Annotated in this window: 17 protein-coding genes; 10 read left to right on the forward strand and 7 right to left on the reverse strand. The window is 73.2% G+C overall.

Going from position 1 to position 17,532, the window contains the following annotated elements:
- Both ACZ4QV_RS36680 and ACZ4QV_RS36685 read left to right on the forward strand, forming a co-directional pair.
- The coding region (locus tag ACZ4QV_RS36680) for an acyl-CoA carboxylase biotin carboxyl carrier protein subunit (protein WP_467764041.1) at positions 1–192 on the forward strand (192 nt) is incomplete at its 5' end.
- 97 nt (positions 193–289) lie between these two features.
- Positions 290–673, forward strand: coding sequence for a hypothetical protein (locus ACZ4QV_RS36685; RefSeq protein WP_361618236.1), 384 nt, complete (start codon positions 290–292; stop codon positions 671–673).
- On the opposite strand, the gene ACZ4QV_RS36690 is transcribed toward ACZ4QV_RS36685, so the two are convergent.
- On the reverse strand, positions 660–1,841 hold the full coding sequence (locus tag ACZ4QV_RS36690) for an alpha/beta hydrolase (protein ID WP_361582963.1): 1,182 nt from the start codon (positions 1,839–1,841) through the stop codon (positions 660–662). The two genes, ACZ4QV_RS36685 and ACZ4QV_RS36690, sit on opposite strands and share 14 nt — an antisense overlap.
- Positions 1,842–2,177: 336 nt before the next feature.
- On the opposite strand from ACZ4QV_RS36690, the gene ACZ4QV_RS36695 reads away from it, so the two are divergent.
- A complete protein-coding gene (locus ACZ4QV_RS36695) occupies positions 2,178–2,732 on the forward strand; it encodes a TetR/AcrR family transcriptional regulator (protein ID WP_174857163.1) in 555 nt (184 codons plus the stop codon).
- Between the two features lie 130 nt (positions 2,733–2,862).
- Here the strand turns inward: ACZ4QV_RS36695 and ACZ4QV_RS36700 are convergent, their stop codons facing one another.
- Both ACZ4QV_RS36700 and ACZ4QV_RS36705 read right to left on the reverse strand, forming a co-directional pair.
- A complete protein-coding gene (locus ACZ4QV_RS36700) occupies positions 2,863–3,843 on the reverse strand; it encodes a DeoR/GlpR family DNA-binding transcription regulator (protein ID WP_361156404.1) in 981 nt (326 codons plus the stop codon).
- A gap of 273 nt (positions 3,844–4,116) precedes the next feature.
- Positions 4,117–5,562, reverse strand: a complete 1,446-nt coding sequence (locus ACZ4QV_RS36705) for an NAD(P)H-quinone dehydrogenase (RefSeq protein ID WP_361156406.1) — start codon at positions 5,560–5,562, stop codon at positions 4,117–4,119.
- A gap of 96 nt (positions 5,563–5,658) precedes the next feature.
- Here ACZ4QV_RS36705 and ACZ4QV_RS36710 point away from each other — a divergent pair, with 96 nt between their 5' ends.
- From ACZ4QV_RS36710 to ACZ4QV_RS36725, 4 genes are all read left to right on the forward strand, one after another.
- Positions 5,659–6,096, forward strand: coding sequence for a gamma-glutamylcyclotransferase family protein (locus ACZ4QV_RS36710; RefSeq protein ID WP_030017478.1), 438 nt, complete (start codon positions 5,659–5,661; stop codon positions 6,094–6,096).
- Between the two features lie 203 nt (positions 6,097–6,299).
- Positions 6,300–7,121, forward strand: coding sequence for a purine-nucleoside phosphorylase (locus tag ACZ4QV_RS36715; RefSeq protein ID WP_361156409.1), 822 nt, complete (start codon positions 6,300–6,302; stop codon positions 7,119–7,121).
- Between the two features lie 252 nt (positions 7,122–7,373).
- Entirely contained in the window at positions 7,374–9,047 is a 1,674-nt protein-coding gene (locus ACZ4QV_RS36720; RefSeq protein WP_467764042.1) for a phospho-sugar mutase, read from the forward strand.
- A 188-nt stretch (positions 9,048–9,235) separates the two neighbouring features.
- Entirely contained in the window at positions 9,236–10,597 is a 1,362-nt protein-coding gene (locus ACZ4QV_RS36725) for a hypothetical protein (protein ID WP_467764043.1), read from the forward strand.
- Positions 10,598–10,633: 36 nt separating this feature from the next.
- Here the strand turns inward: ACZ4QV_RS36725 and ACZ4QV_RS36730 are convergent, their stop codons facing one another.
- The 4 genes from ACZ4QV_RS36730 to ACZ4QV_RS36745 all read right to left on the reverse strand — a co-directional run bounded on the left by ACZ4QV_RS36730 (position 10,634) and on the right by ACZ4QV_RS36745 (position 13,827).
- Positions 10,634–11,194: a dihydrofolate reductase family protein gene (locus ACZ4QV_RS36730; protein ID WP_361156417.1), complete on the reverse strand. Its 561-nt coding sequence runs from the start codon at positions 11,192–11,194 to the stop codon at positions 10,634–10,636.
- Between the two features lie 91 nt (positions 11,195–11,285).
- A complete protein-coding gene (locus ACZ4QV_RS36735; RefSeq protein WP_361156419.1) occupies positions 11,286–11,930 on the reverse strand; it encodes a PH domain-containing protein in 645 nt (214 codons plus the stop codon).
- Between the two features lie 128 nt (positions 11,931–12,058).
- A complete protein-coding gene (locus ACZ4QV_RS36740) occupies positions 12,059–12,706 on the reverse strand; it encodes a class F sortase (RefSeq protein WP_361619555.1) in 648 nt (215 codons plus the stop codon).
- Complete coding sequence (locus ACZ4QV_RS36745; RefSeq protein ID WP_361156425.1) at positions 12,703–13,827, reverse strand: hypothetical protein; 1,125 nt, start codon at positions 13,825–13,827, stop codon at positions 12,703–12,705. The genes ACZ4QV_RS36740 and ACZ4QV_RS36745 overlap by 4 nt, the downstream gene beginning before the upstream one ends.
- A gap of 378 nt (positions 13,828–14,205) precedes the next feature.
- On the opposite strand from ACZ4QV_RS36745, the gene deoC reads away from it, so the two are divergent.
- Genes deoC through ACZ4QV_RS36760 form a run of 3 tightly spaced genes read left to right on the forward strand, consistent with a single transcriptional unit; the run spans position 14,206 to position 17,513 of the window.
- Positions 14,206–15,201: a deoxyribose-phosphate aldolase gene (gene deoC, locus ACZ4QV_RS36750; RefSeq protein ID WP_361156790.1), complete on the forward strand. Its 996-nt coding sequence runs from the start codon at positions 14,206–14,208 to the stop codon at positions 15,199–15,201.
- 4 nt (positions 15,202–15,205) lie between these two features.
- Positions 15,206–16,642, forward strand: a complete 1,437-nt coding sequence (locus ACZ4QV_RS36755; protein ID WP_361619550.1) for an aldehyde dehydrogenase family protein — start codon at positions 15,206–15,208, stop codon at positions 16,640–16,642.
- A complete protein-coding gene (locus tag ACZ4QV_RS36760; protein WP_361156430.1) occupies positions 16,635–17,513 on the forward strand; it encodes an aldehyde dehydrogenase family protein in 879 nt (292 codons plus the stop codon). Before ACZ4QV_RS36755 ends, ACZ4QV_RS36760 begins: the two co-directional genes overlap by 8 nt.
- Positions 17,514–17,532: the final 19 nt, after the last annotated feature.

Genomic DNA, 17,532 nt, shown 5'->3' on the forward strand with positions numbered 1-17,532 from the left:
CAGGGCACCATCGTCAAGGTCGCCGTCGAGGAAGGCCAGCAGGTCGCCGAAGGCGACCTCGTCGTCGTCCTCGAAGCGATGAAGATGGAACAGCCGCTGAACGCGCACCGCTCCGGCACGATCAAGGGCCTGACCGCCGAGGTCGGCGCCTCGCTCTCGTCCGGCGCGGTGATCTGCGAGATCAAGGACTGACAGCCGGTACGGGACGGCCGGTACGGCCGTCCGGTCCGCCCGCGCGGGGGCCCGTGGCACTTGAGTGCCACGGGCCCCCGCGCTTTTCATGGAACGCATGGATGCGCACCTCGCGGCCCTGGCGACGACCACCGCCCAGGAGCTGTTCGCCCGGTCGCGGACGGACCGGTGGCACCGCTCACGCGACGAACTGACCGGTCTGCTCGCCCGGTTCAGCCCCGGCGGCGTCGACCGCGAGGCGCTCACCGACGAACTGGAGGACTCCCGCGAGGAGTTCCTGACCGCCCGGCTGGAGGGCGACCCCGCGGCGGCCGACGACGTGGAGGCCGGGTGGCGGGCGCGGCTGCGCCGCCTGCTGCGCGCGTCCCCCGCCCTGGCCGGCCCGTTGCGGGACCTGCTGGCCCGCTGGAGCGCGGCGGACGACCGGCAGGAGGGCGCGGGGCCTCCGTACCGTCCCGGGCCCGGTGTCAGGAGCTGTTGACCACGTCCTCCGGGAACGTCAGCTGCCGGCTCATCCACTGGAGCGCGGCGGGCAGTTCGCGCCGCCAGGTGGCGAAGTTGTGGCTGCCCTGGTCGAGGATGATCGACTCGGCCTTCATCGGCGGCTTGACCGCGTTCAGGAACTCCTTCGCCGCCGGGTAGTTCTTCTCGCCCTCCCGGCTGGTGCCGATCAGCACCGAGACCCGCGGTGCGGGCAGGTGCGCCAGCCGCCACATCAGGTCGTGCTCCCGCTTGCGCTCGGCGCGCTCCTTGCCGTCTCCGAAGAGGTTGCCGGTGGTGGGGTCGCTGGTGACTTTGTAATCGGGCGAGAGGGCCGCCGCCGAGGTGTACGTGCGGGGGTGCCGCATGGTGAGCTGGAGGGCGCAGCTACCGCCGGACGAGTAGCCGAGCAGCCCCCAGCCGCTGGCGGCGTGCCCGACCCGGTAGTGCTCCTTCAGCGCGGTGGGCAGGTCGCTCGCGAAGAACGTCTCCGCCTGCGGGCCGTCCGGCACGTCCACGCACTGGGTGTCGCGGGGCGGCGCGATGGTGGGCCGCAGCATGACGATGACGGTGGGCTGCATCTTCCCCTTGCCGATCAGGCCGCCGGCGGTCTGCGGCACCCGCAGGTGCTGGCCCAGCAGGAAGTGACCGCCGGGGTAGCCGCTGATGGCGACGATGACGGGGAAGCGCTGGCGCTCGTACTGCTTCTGGAAGTACTGCGGCGGCAGGTAGACGTACGCGGGGTCGACGGCCTTGGTGCGCTTGCCGACGATCCGTACGGACTCCACCCGGCCCACCTTGTCGGGCGGTCCTTTGGGCAGGCCGTGCACCTTCTCCAGGTCCTCCGTGCCGGCGGGCTGCACCAGCCCCTTCGACGGGTCGCCGGCCGGGCCCGCTCCCCCGTCGCCCCACTTGGCGACCGCGCCCGGGGCGTCGTCGTACAGGCCGAGCAGTTCGTGCCAGGAACCGTAGAACTGGAAGTTGGCGTTCACCACGAGGCCGAGCGCGGCGACGATGGAGAGCTGCGTGGCGAGGATGGAACCGATACGGCCCAGCCAGGCCAGCGGGCCGCGCCTGGCGAAGCGCGGCCACTGCCAGAGCGTGACTCCCACGCACACCACGGCGACCGCGATCATGGTGTACAGCAGCGATCGGCTGGTCAGTTCCATTGCTTCCCCAGGTGTTCCCGCACGCGTTCGGACGGTCTCTGCAGACCCCATTGCGCCAGGTTTGATGCCCCTCGGACGTGCTCCGTTGCCACCTTGGCCACTTGTTCGCCGAGGCGCCCGCGCCGCCTTCCCTCCCCGTCATCCGCGGGCCGCCTGCCGTCCACCCCGCGCTCCGGGCGGCGCCCGCGCGGAGCGGGGCGCCGTCCCGGTCCGAAGGCTGGCGGCCCGGGGGCAGTGGCATCCTGGGGGCACCGGTCCGCTGGAGGGCCGCGCTCAGGGAGGACGGCGAGGACGGCGATGGTGACCGAGACGGCAGGGCAGGAATCCGTACGACCCATGCGTGCCGACGCGCGCCGCAACTACGAGCGGCTGCTGGCGGTGGCCCGCACGGCCTTCACGGACCACGGCACCGACACCTCGCTGGAGGACATCGCACGGCGTGCGGGCGTGGGGATCGGCACGCTCTACCGGCACTTCCCCAACCGGACGGCCCTGATGGGCGCCGTGTTCCAAGGCGAGGTGGACGCGCTGCTGGCGCACGCGCGGGAGCTGAGCGACGCGCCGCAGCCGTGCGCGGCGCTGGTGGAGTGGCTGCGGGCGATCATCACGCACGCCAGCACCTACCGCGGGCTGTCGCGGGCGCTGATGGCCGCGCCCGGCGACGCCAGTTCGGGGCTGTCCCGGTGCAGTGTCCCGATGCGCGAGGCGGGCGGCGAACTGCTCAGCCGCGCGCAGCAGGCCGGTGCCGTACGGTCCGATGTGAGCATCGGTGATCTGATGCAGTTGACCAACGGCATCGCCCTGGCCGCGGAGGAGTCACCGGACGACCCCCGGCTGGCCGACCGGCTGCTCACCCTGACGCTGACGGGGCTGCGCGCCGAGCAGGGGTGAGCGGGGCCGGGCGTTGCCGTGCGCCGTACGGGGCCGGGCGCTGCCGTGCGCCGTACGGGGCCGGGTGGCGCCGTCCGCCCGGCCGTTCACCGTGCGGTGCCGACGCGGCCGTACGCGCGCCGGCACCCGCTCAGCGACGGCGCGGCGCCAGGTCGGCGACCCGGCTGCCCGGCGGCTCCGTGAGGGGAGCGGCCGTACGCAGCTGGGGCCCGGAACCACCGCCGCCCGGAGCCAGATTGCGCCGTTGGCCGGGCAGCGGCACGTCCCGGCGTGGGCCGCGGCGGTCGGCCGCCACCGCCTCCGGTGCCTGCTGGGCGGCGCCCGCACCGGGGCCGCCGGCCACCGCGATCTGCACACCCTGGTCGGCCAGGGCCTGCAGCTCGGTCGCGGCCCGGTCGTCGTGGCCCGGCGGCTCGTCGGTCACCAGCCGGGTGATCACGTCGGTGGGCACCGTCTGGAACATGGTGTCCGTACCGAGCTTGGTGTGGTCGGCGAGGACCACGACCTCCGCCGCCGCCTGCACCAGCGCCCGGTCCACGCTCGCGGAGAGCATGTTGGACGTGGACAGGCCGCGCTCGGCGGTCAGGCCGCTGCCCGAGAGGAAGGCGCGGGAGACCCGCAGCCCCTGGAGCGACTGTTCGGCCCCGCTGCCGACCAGCGCGTAGTTCGACCCGCGCAGGGTGCCGCCGGTCATCACGACCTCGACACGGTTGGCGTGGGCCAACGCCTGGGCGACCAGGAGGGAGTTGGTGACCACGGTCAGACCGGGCACCCGAGCGAGCCGGCGGGCCAGCTCCTGCGTGGTGGTCCCGGCGCCGACCACGATGGCCTCGCCTTCTTCGACGAAGCCGGCGGCGAGATCGGCGATGGCCGTCTTCTCCGCGGTCGCTAGATGGGATTTCTGTGGGAAGCCGGACTCCCGGGCGAAACCGCCCGGCAAGACCGCACCGCCGTGCCGGCGGTCGAGCAGTCCTTCTGCCTCCAGCGCCCGCACGTCCCGCCGTACGGTTACTTCGGAGGTCTGGACGACGCGGGCGAGCTCACGGAGCGACACCGCTCCGTTCGCGCGCACCATTTCGAGGATCAGTTGGCGACGTTCTGCAGCGAACACGAAACTGACAGTAACGCCAACGACCGTCTGCTTTCAGCAGGTTGCACCAATTAACGGAAGTTGTTCGTTACCGACCCTCGCACGTGGTATATGCCGCTGGCCGGTCACTCAGGGACACCAGACTGCCACGAACCGGCCCCCGCCGCCTGCCTTCCGCGGCAGGACGGCACCGGAAGCGGTACGCGGAACGGCCCGCCGCGCGGGCGGGCGCACCCCGTCCCAAGGGGTGCCGCACCGCCCGCCGGGCGGACCGTTCATCCGGCTGGCCGCGGTCTATTCGCTGGACATCTTGCGCGTGTGCAGTTGCCGCGCCACCTCGGCGATCGACCCGGACAGCGACGGGTAGACCGTGAACGCGCTGGCGATCTGCTCCACCGTGAGGTTGTTGTCCACCGCGATCGAGATCGGGTGGATCAGCTCACTGGCGCGCGGCGAGACGACCACACCGCCCACCACGATGCCCGTGCCGGGGCGGCAGAACAGCTTCACGAAACCGTCCCGGATGCCCTGCATCTTCGCGCGCGGGTTACGCAGCAGCGGCAGCTTGACGACCCGGGCGTCTATCCGGCCCGCGTCCACGTCCGCCTGGCTGTAACCGACGGTGGCGATCTCCGGGTCGGTGAAGACGTTCGCGGAGACGGTCTTGAGGTTGAGCGGCGTCACCGCGTCACCCAGGAAGTGGTACATCGCGATCCGGCCCTGCATCGCGGCGACCGAGGCCAGCGCGAACACGCCGGTGCAGTCGCCCGCCGCGTAGACGCCGGGGGCCGAGGTGCGCGAGACCTTGTCCGTCCAGATGTGGCCGGACTCCTTCAGCCGTACGCCGGCCTCTTCGAGCCCTATGCCCGCGGTGTTCGGGATGGAGCCCACCGCCATCAGGCAGTGCGAGCCGGTGATCGTACGGCCGTCCGACAGGGTGACCTCGACGCGGTCGCCCACCCTCTTGGCGGAGGCGGCACGCGAGCGCGCCATGACGTTCATGCCGCGGCGGCGGAAGACGTCCTCCAGGACGGCGGCGGCGTCCGGGTCCTCGCCGGGGAGCACCCGGTCGCGGGAGGAGACGAGGGTGACGCGGGAGCCGAGCGCCTGATAGGCGCCCGCGAACTCGGCGCCGGTGACGCCGGAGCCGACCACGATCAGCTCTTCCGGCAGCTCGTCCAGGTCGTAGACCTGCGTCCAGTTCAGGATGCGCTCGCCGTCGGGCTGCGCGTCCGGGATCTCGCGCGGGTGCGCGCCGGTCGAGACGAGGACCGCGTCGGCGGTCAGCGTCTCCTCCGTACCGTCCGCGGCGGTGACCGTGACCGTGCGCGAACCGTCCGGCGACTGCCCCGGCTCCAGACGGCCGCGGCCGCGCATCACCCGGCCACCCGCGCGGGTGACGGAGGCCGTGATGTCGTGCGACTGGGCGAGCGCGAGGCGCTTCACCCGGCGGTTGACCTTGCCGAGGTCCACCCCGACGACGCGCGCGGGACGGTCGATCGGCGGCGTGTCGTCCGCGACGATGATGCCCAGCTCGTCGTACGACGAGTCGAAGGTGGTCATCACCTCGGCCGTCGCGATGAGGGTCTTGGACGGGACGCAGTCGGTCAGCACCGACGCCCCGCCCAGGCCGTCGCAGTCGACGACGGTCACCTCCGCGCCGAGAGAGGCGCCCACCAGGGCCGCCTCGTATCCGCCGGGTCCGCCACCGATGATCACGATCCGAGTCACGTCCTCCATTGTCCCGTACGCCCGCGCCGGGTTACCCCCCGGGGGCCGCCGTTCGAACCTCACGTACCACGAGCGCACCCCTGGACCTCCCGTACCCTCGGAACCATGTCGCTCTACGCCGCGTACGCCGGCAACCTCGACGCGCGGCTGATGACCCGCCGCGCTCCGCACTCGCCGCTGCGCGGCACCGGCTGGCTCAACGGCTGGCGGCTCACGTTCGGCGGGGAGCAGATGGGCTGGGAGGGAGCGCTCCCGACGATCGTCGAGGCCCCCCGCTCGCAGGTCTTCGTCGCCCTCTACGACATCGCCCCGATGGACGAGGAGTCCATGGACCGCTGGGAGGGCGTGGGCATGGACATCTACCGCCGTATGCGCGTACGGGTCCACACCCTCGACGGCGACGAGGCCGCCTGGCTGTACGTCCTCAACGGCTACGAGGGCGGTCTGCCCGCGGCCCGTTACCTCGGCGAGATCGCCGACGCGGCGGAGTCGGCCGGGGCGCCGCACGACTATGTGATGGAGCTGCGGAAGCGTCCCTGCTGAGGGGAGGACGGCCGGAGCGGGCGGCGCCCCGGACACCGTCCGGCCCCCGTCGACGCGGCCCGCGAACCGGGCGGCGGGACCGGTGCGGCCCGTGCCTGCCGGTGTAACGCCCACGCATTCGTAGAGAGCTACGAACAGATCGGCGGGATGCCGTCGGCGAGGACATCTACGCGCGTAGGCATTTACCGGCTACCCTCGTCCGCGTGAACGCATCTGTTACCCCGGACATCGCGCGCGACCCGCAGGGCGCCGCTGCCGACGCCGCCGCCCGCCTGCGCGAGCTGACCGGCGCCGAGACCCACGACGTCGCCCTGGTGATGGGCTCCGGCTGGGCCCCGGCCGCCGAGGAGCTGGGCGCGCCCGAGCACGAATTCCCGGTCACCGAGCTGCCCGGCTTCCCGGCGCCGGCCGTCGAGGGCCACGGCGGCAAGTTCCGCTCGTACAAGATCGGTGACAAGCGGGCCCTGGTCTTCCTGGGCCGTACGCACTACTACGAGGGCCGCGGTGTGGCCCCCGTCGTGCACGGTGTGCGGACCGCCGTCGCCGCGGGCTGCAAGACCGTGGTGCTCACCAACGGGTGCGGCGGTCTGCGCGACGGCATGCGCCCCGGCCAGCCGGTCCTCATCAGCGACCACCTGAACATGACCGCCACCTCCCCGATCGTCGGCGCGCGCTTCGTCGACCTGACGGACCTGTACTCGCAGCGGCTGCGCGCGCTGTGCAAGGAGGTCGACGCGACGCTGGAGGAGGGCGTGTACGCCCAGCTCCCCGGCCCGCACTACGAGACCCCGGCCGAGATCAAGATGCTCCGCACCCTGGGCGCGGACCTGGTCGGCATGTCCACCGTCCTGGAGGCCATCGCCGCCCGCGAGGCCGGCGCCGAGGTGCTCGGGCTGTCGCTGGTGACGAACCTCGCCGCGGGCATGACCGGTGAGCCGCTCAACCACGAAGAGGTCCTGCAGGCCGGGCGCGACTCCGCGACCCGCATGGGCAGCCTGCTCGCGCAGGTGCTCGGCAAGCTCTGAGCCGCGCGCGGCAGAGCAGCGGTACGGGGCGTTCTCGGGCGCCCCGTACGGCGTTCGGGGTACCTGCGCGGGTGCTCCGTACGGCGTCAGGGGCGCCCGCCGGCGCTCCGCAGACATGAAGCCGGGGTGTCCCGGTGGCGCGGCGCGCGGCCGGTGTCCGCGCGCCCGCCGGTCGAACCATCGCGCGGAGTGGGTAAGCGTTAACGCGCCGAGCGCTTCCCCCACCACCGCAACCAGAGGCAGGAGCATCACGTGGCAACCGATCCCGCGGAGCTGATCAGCCGGGCGAAGGCATGGCTGGCCGAGGACCCCGACCTCGAAACCCGCGAAGAGCTGGGCAAGCTGATCGACGCCGAGGACCTGGACGAGCTGTCCGCCCGGTTCGCGGGCACCTTGCAGTTCGGCACCGCCGGGCTCCGCGGTGAGCTGGGCGCGGGCCCGATGCGGATGAACCGCGCCGTCGTCATCCGCGCGGCGGCCGGGCTGGCCGCGTACCTCAAGGACCAGGGCCGGGCCGGGGGCCTGGTCGTCGTCGGGTACGACGCCCGCTACAAGAGCGCGGACTTCGCGCGGGACACCGCGGCCGTGATGGTGGGTGCCGGACTGCGCGCCGCGGTCCTGCCGCGCCCGCTGCCCACCCCCGTGCTGGCCTTCGCCATACGGCACCTGGGCGCCGTCGCGGGCGTCGAGGTCACCGCCAGCCACAACCCGCCACGCGACAACGGCTACAAGGTGTACCTGGGGGACGGCTCGCAGATCGTGCCGCCCGCCGACGGGCTGATCGCGGAGCGGATCGCGGCGGTGCGGTCGCTGGACGACGTGCCGCGGCCGGAGCAGGGCTGGGAGGTGCTGGGCGAGGACGTGCTCCAGGCGTACCTGGAGCGTACGGACGCGGTGCTCACGCCGGGCTCGCCGCGCGACACCCGCGTGGTCTACACGCCGATGCACGGCGTCGGCCGGGACGTGCTGGTCGCCGCCTTCGCGCGGGCCGGCTTCCCGGCGCCGACCGTGGTCGCCGAGCAGGCCGAGCCGGACCCGGACTTCCCGACCGTGGCCTTCCCCAACCCGGAGGAACCGGGCGCGATGGACCTGTCCTTCGCGACCGCGCGCTCCGTCGGCCCGGACATCGTCATCGCCAACGACCCGGACGCGGACCGCTGCGCCGTCGCCGTGCCGGACCCCGGTACCAAGGACGGCTGGCGGATGCTGAGGGGTGACGAGGTGGGCGCGCTGCTGGCCGCGCACCTGGTCGGCAAGCAGGCGACCGGCACCTTCGCCACCACGATCGTGTCGTCCTCGCTGATGTCGCGGATCGCCGCCGCGGCCTCGCTGCCGTACGAGGAGACGCTGACCGGCTTCAAGTGGCTGGCCCGGGTGGACGGCCTGCGGTACGCGTACGAGGAGGCGCTGGGCTACTGCGTCGACCCCGAGGGCGTACGGGACAAGGACGGCATCACCGCCGCCCTGCTGATCACCGAGCTGGCGGCCGAACTGAAGCAGTCCGGCCGCACGCTGACGGACCTGCTGGACGACCTGGCGTTGCAGTTCGGCCTGCACGCCACCGACCAGCTTTCGGTCCGCGTCGAGGATCTGTCGCTGATCGCCGACGCCATGCGGCGGCTGCGCGAGCAGCCGCCGGCCGCACTGGCGGGCCTGGCCGTGTCGTCCTCCGACGACCTCTCCCGGGGGACGGACACCCTGCCGCCCACCGACGGCCTGCGCTACTACCTCGCGGGCTCGGAGCAGGACGGCGTGGAGGCAGGCCGGGTGGTGGTCCGGCCCAGCGGTACCGAGCCCAAGCTGAAGTGCTACCTGGAGGTCGTGGTGCCGGTGGCCGACGCCCAGGGGCTGGGCGCGGCGCGCGCCAAGGCCGACGCGGTGCTCGGTGCGATCAAGGCGGACCTGTCGGCGGCGGCCGGCATCTGACCTGACCGCGCACACGGCTGTCACGTAGGACGGGCCCCGGGACCACGGCGTTCCGGGGCCCGATCCGTTTCCCCCGTACGGGTGGCAGCCGTACTGCACCTGCCGCAACGCGCCCGTCCGGCGTCCGGCACCTCGGGACACCCTGGTCTGGTCCGACAACCTGCCCGGCCCACCCAGGAGTTGCCGCAGTGCCCCCGACCGCGCCCGGTCCGACCGCGTCCCCTTCGACCGCGCCCGGCCCGGCCGCCGTCTCCGCACCGGTCGCGGGCCCCGCTTCCCGCGGTCCCGCCGCGCGGGTGGCCGGGGACCTGCTGCGCCGCGCCGGGCCCGCGCTGCTCGGCTACACCGCCGTACGGCTGCTGGGCACCCTCGTGCTGATGAAGTGGGCGCATCTCCAGCACCGCGGTCTGTGGCCGCTGCTGGCCGACCGGTGGGATTCCCGCTGGTACCTGGGGATCGCGGACCACGGCTACGCGTACGCGTTCGACGCGGACGGCTTCAACGAGAGCAACCTCGCGTTCTTCCCGCTGTACCCGGTGGTGGTGAAGGCCGTCGCGGGAGTGACACCGGGCTCGCGTGCCTCGGTCGGGGTGGTCGTCGCGGTCGGCTGTGCGCTGCTGGCCGCCTGGGGGATCTTCGCGGTGGGCGACCGGCTCCACGGGGCGCGGGTCGGCACCGTGCTGGCCGTGCTGTGGGGTGCCACGCCGGTCGCCCTCGTGCAGTGGATGGGCTATACGGAGTCGCTGTTCACGGCGCTGGTGGCGTGGTCCCTGTACGCCGTGCTGGCCGACCGCTGGGTCGCGGCCGGTGTGCTCTGCCTGCTCGCCGGCCTCACCCGCCCCACCGGTCTCGCGCTGGTCGCGGCGGTCTGTGTCAGCGCCGTCGTCGCCCTGTGGCGCCTGCGCCGCGTCGCCCTCGTTCCGGAGCCCGCGGACTCCGGCGCGCCGCCCGCGCCGGAGCCCGCGCCGGAGTCCGTTCCGGGCCGGGCGCCGGAGCCCGCCCCGGCGCCCGGCCCGGAACCCGCGCCCCTCGCCGCGGACCGCGACCGGGTGCGCCGGATCGTCCTCGGCGCGCTGCTGGCGCCGCTCGGCTGGCTCGCGTACGTCGGGTGGGTGGGCCTGCGGCTGGGCCGCGCCGACGGCTATTTCGCGGTCCAGCGGCAGTGGGAGAACCAGTGGGACGGCGGCAGGGAGACGCTGCGTACGCTGCGCGACCTCTTGATGTACCCGTCGCACCCACAGCTCTTCCTGGTCGTGGTGGCGCTGGTGCTGATCGTGTCGGTGGCGCTGTTCATCCTGTGCGTGGGCGACCGGCAGCCCCTGCCGCTGCTGGTCTTCAGCGCCGCCCTGCTGCTGATCGTCCTGGGCAGCGGCGGCGTCTTCTTCCCCCGGGCCCGCTTCCTGCTGCCCGGTTTCCCGCTGCTGCTCCCCCTGGCCCTGGCGATCGCCCGGGCACACCGCCGCGTCGCCGTGCTGGCCCTGGCGGGTGCCGCGCTGGGCTCGGCGTACTTCGGGGCGTACATGTCCCTGGTGTACGGCGGCCCACCGTGACCCGCCCGCACAACTGCCCGCGCGCTCCCGAACCGCTCAGGGGGCGGGGCGGTGGCGGAGGTGGACCATGCCGTTGCGGAAGCGGCGTTCTTCGAGCGGTTCGAGGTCCAGCCGGACGCCGGCGGGGAAGTACGGGGTGCCGCCGCCCACCAGGACCGGGGTGAGGAAAAGGTGGTACTCGTCGACCAGGCCCGCCCGGATCGTCTGCGCGGCCAGCCCGGGGCCGCCCACGGCCAGGTCCCGTCGGGCCGGCGCCTTGGGGTGTGGGACCGCCGCCGGGTCGAATCCACGTTCCAGACGGGTCCTGGCGGTCGTCACCGACTCCGGCGTCGTGGAGTAGACGATCTTGTCAGCGCCGCGCCACAGCTCCGCGAAGTCCCGGACCGCCGGTGACGACTCGTCATGGGCGTCCACGGCCTCCCAGACGGCCATCGTCTCGTACATCCGGCGGCCGAAGAGGCAGGTGCCGCACGAGCGCATCAGCTCGTTGACGAAACCGTGCGCCTCCTCGTCCGGGGCGGCCCAGGTGAACGCACCCTGCGCGTCCGCCGCGTGCCCGTCGAGCGACGTGATGGCCGAGTAGATCAGCTTGCCCACCGCGGTCTCCTACCCGCCGCCCGGTGCCCGCCGTACGACCGGCACCGCACGCCACACCGCGGCGCCGCACGCGACGCTCCCGGCACCGCGTCTAGACGGTGACGAGGACCACCAGCGCCACCGCGCCCACCACGCACGGCGCCAGGATCTCGTACGCCCACTTCACCACCGGAGCGCCCTGCGCGCCCTTCCGCGCGGCGCCCCGCTCCTGGAGTTCCCGCAGTTCGTCGAGCGACCGGTCGGCAGTGGCCCGCGGCACACCGGACTCCGCGCCGGAGCCGAGGTGCGCGTCACCACGGCCGCGCGCCGGGCGCCCCGCGGCGGCGCGCTGCGCCTGCCGGTTCGCCCTCTTGCGCTGCCGCAGCGACACCGGAATCGACCAGAGCTGGTACTTCGTACCGTCCGCGGTGAAGACCTCGCTGGAGAACGACGCCCGCAGGTCGGCGACCGCCGCCCAGGGCAGCGTGATCGTACGGAACGGGTTGCGCACCAGCAGCCGGTCCGCACCGGCCCGCACCAGCGGGCGCAGCGTGAAGGCGACCACCAGCGGCACCGCGAACAGCAGCCCGGCCACCGCCGTGAGCTTGGTGTGCGCCGTGCCGCGCACCAGCGCGTCACCGCCCAGCCAGGCGGCCAGCGCGAGCAGCAGCACTCCGCCGACGAGGGCCGCGGGCGAGCGGTAGCTGCGGTCCGCGTACTGCTCCTGCGGCGTGGAGGACTGTTCCGGGCTCGTCATGCCTGCGATTCTGCCTGAGCGTCCGGAACCCGGACATTGCGGTACGGCATCATTCGTACGCGGGGCGCCCGCGCCCGGCGGCCACGCCCGGCGCCCGCGCCCGGTGCCCGCCCCCTCGGTCCGCCGTCTCAGTCCGCCACCAGATCGGCGTAGACCACGATGTTGTCCGGCCGGTGGCCGTCCACCAGATCGCCGCCGCAGGTCACCAGGCGCAGCTCGGGCCGGTCGGTGTCGCCGTAGACCCGCTGGGTGGGGAACGCCTTCTTGTCGACCTGCTGGAGCGCCCGGACGGCGAAGACCGCGGTGCGCCCGTCCGCCCGGTCGACGTAGATCTTGTCGCCGGGCCCGATGCGGCCGACGTTCCGCAGGACGGCGGGGCCGTCGACGGTGTCGTAGTGGCCTATGAGGACGGCGGGCCCGGTCTCACCGGGGGTGACGCCCTGGTCGTACCAGCCGATCCGGTCGGCCTGCGCCACGGACGGCACCTGCGCCGTGCCGTCGGCGGTGAGTCCCAGGCCGAGGACCGGACCGGTGTTCACACCGGCGGCCGGTATGCGGACGCGTACCGGCCGGGAGGCGGGCAGGGCGGCCGGGGCCGGCGCGCGCGGGGCCGCGGCGGGGGCGCCGACGTTCGCGACGTGCACGGGCGGCGCCGCCCCGGAGGCGCCGCTGCCCAGGACACCCCGGGCGATCAGTACGCCGCCCGCCACGAGGAGGAGCAGACTGGCCGCCGTCAGCAGACGGCCCGGCAGGCGCCGGTCAGGGCCCCGGCTCAGCACCCCGTTCCCTCGGACTGACGGCGTCGGCGCACCGCGAAGACGACGCCCGCCGCACCGGCCGCGGCGAACAGGCCGCCCGCGGCGAACAGCGGGGTGGTGTCCGGCTGCTCCAGGTTCTCGTAACCGGCGGCCACGGCGCCCTTGGGCAGCACCTTGGTCTGGCTGCCGGTCGGCGTGGCCTGGGCGCCGACCGCGCCCGGGCTCTTGCTGCCCGCGGGCTTGGCGCCGGGCGCGCCGCTCTTGGCGGGCTTCGCGGCCGGGGCGCAGCCCTGGGGCAGGGCGGGGAAGTTGGCGGTGCCGGGCGGGTAGTTTCCGCCCTGCATCTTGAAGCGGAGCTTGGGGCGGGCGCCGTACGGGTCGACGATCTTCGCGCCGAAGCGGGCCAGGGTCGGGTGCGCACGGTCGAGGCGGGCGCCCGGTACGGCGTTGCCCGGACCGTCCTCGAACGTCGCCGAGGGCCCCTGCGGACCACGCTTCAGTACGGCGAGGGTGCCGCCGCCGATGGCCACGCGGCGGGTGACGGTGCAGCTCTTGCGGCTGCCGGAGGCCGTGCCGCTGTCGGTCCGGTGCGCGGTGGGCCGGCCCTGCGGGTGTGCGGTGGCCTGGCCCGCCTGGTGTCTGCCGGCCGTGTCGCCACCGGCCGACTTGCCGCCCGCCGCGGGCGCGGCGGACTGCGGCAACGCGAAGCTCCTCGCGCCGCCGGGGCCGCCGCTGACGTGCAGCTTCGGCGACGTGCCCGAGAGGCCGGTCAGCCGCAGGGACAGGCCCTTGAGGTGTGCGCTCGGGTGCTCGCGGTCGAGCAGGCCGAGCACCCGGACCAGGTACCAGTCGCCCGGCTTCCACTGCGGACCGACGTAACGGATCCACGCCTCCGGTCCGCCCGCGGCGGGCACGTTGCGCAACACGGCCACCATGCCGTTGCCGATGGCGACCGGCTTGCCCTCGTAGCGGGCGGTGGGGTCGGCGGCGGACTGCGCGGCAGTGGCCACTGTGACGGGCGTGGTGGTCGTTGCGGGGGTGGCGGCGAAGGCGCCGGAGGCGGAGCCGAGGACGGCGGCCCCCAGGGCGGCGGACGCGACGGCGGCACGCAGTGTGCGGCGGGCGGACTGTGCGGTCATGCGGACCCCCGGGGGATGGTCGGTCGTTCGGCGACGTGACCACATCCGCCGCCCTTCGTGCGGAAGGCCGGAAAGTGCTGCGGTGCGGTGCGGCACTACTGAAGGTAGGGGACTGCCGTGACGACCCGTCCGCTGTTGTGTAACGGTCGCCGCACAGAAGCGCATCACTCCCCCGCGCGCCTGTTACAGAACGCCTGCGCACAGCCGTTACGGGGCCCCTGCGCACGTTGTTACGGAGCGCTCGCGCGAAACGGCCGCACGCCCCCCGTGCCCCGCCGCGAACGGCGCCGGCGCACCCGGCCGGACGGCCGCCGCGCCCGTATCCGTCCGCGGGGGGTGACATGCAGCTACGCGCGTAGATATGCTCCCCTCGTGACCATGCCCACCACTGTTCCCGCATACGGCAAGGAAGCCGCGGGGCGTCTGGCGTCGATGGCGGACGTGACCGCTTCCGACGGTGCGCTGCGCCGCTTCCTGCACGGCCTCCCGGGCGTCGACGCGGTCGGCCTCCAGGCCCGCGCCGCGACCCTCGGCACCCGCTCGATCAAGACCACGGCGAAGGCGTACGCCATCGATCTCGCCATCTCGATGATCGACCTGACGACGCTCGAAGGAGCGGACACCCCGGGCAAGGTCCGGGCCCTGTGCGCCAAGGGGATCAACCCCGATCCCACCGACCGCGGCACCCCCAAGGTCGCCGCGATCTGCGTCTACCCCGACATGGTGGCGACCGCCAAGGAGGCCCTGACCGGCTCCGGCATCCACGTCGCCTCCGTCGCCACCGCCTTCCCGGCGGGACGGGCCGCGCTGCCCGTCAAGCTGGCCGACACCCGTGACGCGGTCGCGGCCGGCGCCGACGAGATCGACATGGTGATCGACCGGGGCGCGTTCCTGTCCGGCCGGTACCTGTCCGTCTTCGAGGAGATCAAGCAGGTCAAGGAGGCGTGCCGCCGCGAGGACGGTTCGTACGCCCACCTGAAGGTCATCTTCGAGACCGGCGAGCTCCAGACGTACGACAACGTGCGCCGGGTCTCCTGGCTCGCGATGCTCGCGGGCGCGGACTTCATCAAGACGTCGACCGGCAAGGTCGCGGTCAACGCCACCCCGCCGGTGACCCTGCTGATGCTGGAGGCCGTCCGCGACTTCCACGCCACGACCGGCGTGCAGGTCGGCGTGAAGCCGGCCGGCGGCATCCGTACGACCAAGGACGCGATGAAGTACCTGGTCATGGTCAACGAGACGCTGGGCGAGGAGTGGCTGACCGCGGACTGGTTCCGCTTCGGCGCCTCCAGCCTGCTCAACGACCTGCTGATGCAGCGGCAGAAGCTCGGCACCGGCCGCTACTCCGGCCCCGACTACGTCACGGTGGACTGAACCGATGAGCTCAGTATTCGCATACGCACCGGCGCCCGAGTCGCGCGCCGTCGTTGACATCGCGCCGTCCTACGGCCTGTTCATCGACGGCGAGTTCACCGAGGCGGCCGGCGGCAAGGTCTTCAAGACCGTCTCGCCCGCGAACGAGGAGGTCCTCTCCGAGGTCGCGCAGGCCGGCTCCGAGGACGTGGAGCGCGCCGTCAAGGCCGCCCGTAAGGCGTTCGAGAAGTGGTCGGCGCTGCCCGGCGCCGAGCGCGCCAAGTACCTCTTCCGCATCGCGCGGATCATCCAGGAGCGCTCCCGCGAGCTGGCCGTGCTGGAGTCGCTGGACAACGGCAAGCCGATCCGCGAGTCCCGCGACTCGGACCTGCCGCTGGTCGCCGCGCACTTCTTCTACTACGCGGGCTGGGCCGACAAGCTGGGCCACGCGGGCTACGGCGCCGACCCGAAGCCGCTGGGCGTGGCCGGCCAGGTCATCCCGTGGAACTTCCCGCTGCTGATGCTGGCGTGGAAGATCGCCCCGGCGCTGGCCTGCGGCAACACCGTGGTCCTCAAGCCCGCCGAGACCACGCCGCTGTCCGCGCTGTTCTTCGCGGACATCTGCCGTCAGGCGGGCCTGCCGAAGGGTGTCGTCAACATCCTGACCGGTGACGGTTCGACCGGCGCCGAGCTGGTCGCGCACCCGGACGTGAACAAGGTCGCCTTCACCGGCTCGACCGAGGTCGGCAAGGCCATCGCCCGTACCGTCGCCGGTACGGACAAGAAGCTCACCCTGGAGCTGGGCGGCAAGGCCGCGAACATCGTCTTCGACGACGCGCCGATCGACCAGGCCGTCGAGGGCATCGTCAACGGCATCTTCTTCAACCAGGGCCACGTCTGCTGCGCGGGCTCGCGCCTGCTGGTGCAGGAGTCCGTGCAGGACGAGCTGCTGGCGGCGCTCAAGCGCCGGATGAGCACGCTGCGCGTCGGCGACCCGCTGGACAAGAACACCGACATCGGCGCCATCAACTCCGCCGAGCAACTGGCCCGTATCACGGAGCTGGCCGACGCGGGCGAGTCCGAGGGCGCCGAGCGCTGGGCCCCGGCCTGCGAACTGCCCGACACGGGCTACTGGTTCGCGCCGACGCTGTTCACCGGCGTCACCCAGGCCCACCGCATCGCCCAGGAGGAGATCTTCGGGCCGGTGCTGTCGGTGCTCACCTTCCGTACGCCGGAGGAGGCCGTCGCCAAGGCCAACAACACCCCGTACGGGCTGTCGGCGGGCGTCTGGACGGAGAAGGGCTCGCGCATCCTGTGGATGGCGAGCAAGCTCCGGGCGGGCATCGTCTGGTCCAACACGTTCAACAAGTTCGACCCGGCCTCGCCGTTCGGCGGCTACAAGGAGTCGGGCTTCGGCCGCGAGGGCGGCCGGCACGGTCTGGAGGCGTACCTCGATGTCTGATCGCTTGAGCGTTCTCAAGACCTACAAGCTGTACGTCGGGGGCAAGTTCCCCCGGTCCGAGAGCGGGCGGGTGTACGAGGTGACCGACGCAAAGGGCAAGTGGCTCGCCAACGCCCCGCTGTCCTCCCGTAAGGACGCCCGGGACGCGGTGGTCGCGGCCCGTAAGGCGTTCGGCGGCTGGTCCGGTGCGACCGCGTACAACCGCGGTCAGATCCTCTACCGCGTCGCGGAGATGCTGGAGGGCCGCCGCGAGCAGTTCGCCGCGGAGGTCGCCGACGCCGAGGGCCTGTCGAAGGCCAAGGCCGCGGCGCAGGTGGACGCGGCGATCGACCGCTGGGTCTGGTACGCGGGCTGGTCCGACAAGGTCGCCCAGATCGCGGGTTCGGCGAACCCGGTCGCCGGACCGTACTTCAACCTGTCCTCGCCGGAGCCGACCGGTGTGGTGGCCGTACTGGCGCCGCAGGAGTCGTCGTTCCTCGGCCTGGTGTCGGTGATCGCCCCGGCGATCGTCACGGGCAACACCGTCGTGGTCGTCACGAGCGAGAAGTCGCCGCTGCCCGCGCTGTCCTTGGGCGAGGTGCTGGCCACCTCCGACCTGCCGGGCGGCGTGGTCAACGTGCTGTCCGGCCGCGTCAACGAGCTGGGCGGGCCGCTGGCCGCGCACCAGGACGTCAACGCGATCGACCTGGCGGGCGCCGCGGGCGACGCGGAGCTGGTCAAGGCGCTGGAGACGGCCGCGGCCGACAACCTCAAGCGCGTGCTGCGTCCACAGGCTGTGGACGGCGCCGCCGACTGGGCCGCCGACCCCGGTACGGAACGGATGCTGGCCTTCCTGGAGACGAAGACCGTCTGGCACCCGATGGGAGTCTGACTCCCCCGGCCCGCGCGCG

Source organism: Streptomyces sp. NPDC026394 (genome assembly GCF_055567735.1).

Coding starts and splice junctions, on each gene's coding strand:
- ACZ4QV_RS36685 (WP_361618236.1), top strand. CDS start 290: ATGGATGCGCACCTCGCGGCCCTGGCGACGACCACCGCCCAGGAGCTG.
- ACZ4QV_RS36690 (WP_361582963.1), bottom strand. CDS start 1,841: ATGGAACTGACCAGCCGATCGCTGCTGTACACCATGATCGCGGTCGCC.
- ACZ4QV_RS36695 (WP_174857163.1), top strand. CDS start 2,178: ATGCGTGCCGACGCGCGCCGCAACTACGAGCGGCTGCTGGCGGTGGCC.
- ACZ4QV_RS36705 (WP_361156406.1), bottom strand. CDS start 5,562: ATGGAGGACGTGACTCGGATCGTGATCATCGGTGGCGGACCCGGCGGA.
- ACZ4QV_RS36710 (WP_030017478.1), top strand. CDS start 5,659: ATGTCGCTCTACGCCGCGTACGCCGGCAACCTCGACGCGCGGCTGATG.
- ACZ4QV_RS36735 (WP_361156419.1), bottom strand. CDS start 11,930: ATGACGAGCCCGGAACAGTCCTCCACGCCGCAGGAGCAGTACGCGGAC.
- ACZ4QV_RS36745 (WP_361156425.1), bottom strand. CDS start 13,827: ATGACCGCACAGTCCGCCCGCCGCACACTGCGTGCCGCCGTCGCGTCC.
- deoC (WP_361156790.1), top strand. CDS start 14,206: ATGCCCACCACTGTTCCCGCATACGGCAAGGAAGCCGCGGGGCGTCTG.
- ACZ4QV_RS36755 (WP_361619550.1), top strand. CDS start 15,206: ATGAGCTCAGTATTCGCATACGCACCGGCGCCCGAGTCGCGCGCCGTC.
- ACZ4QV_RS36760 (WP_361156430.1), top strand. CDS start 16,635: ATGTCTGATCGCTTGAGCGTTCTCAAGACCTACAAGCTGTACGTCGGG.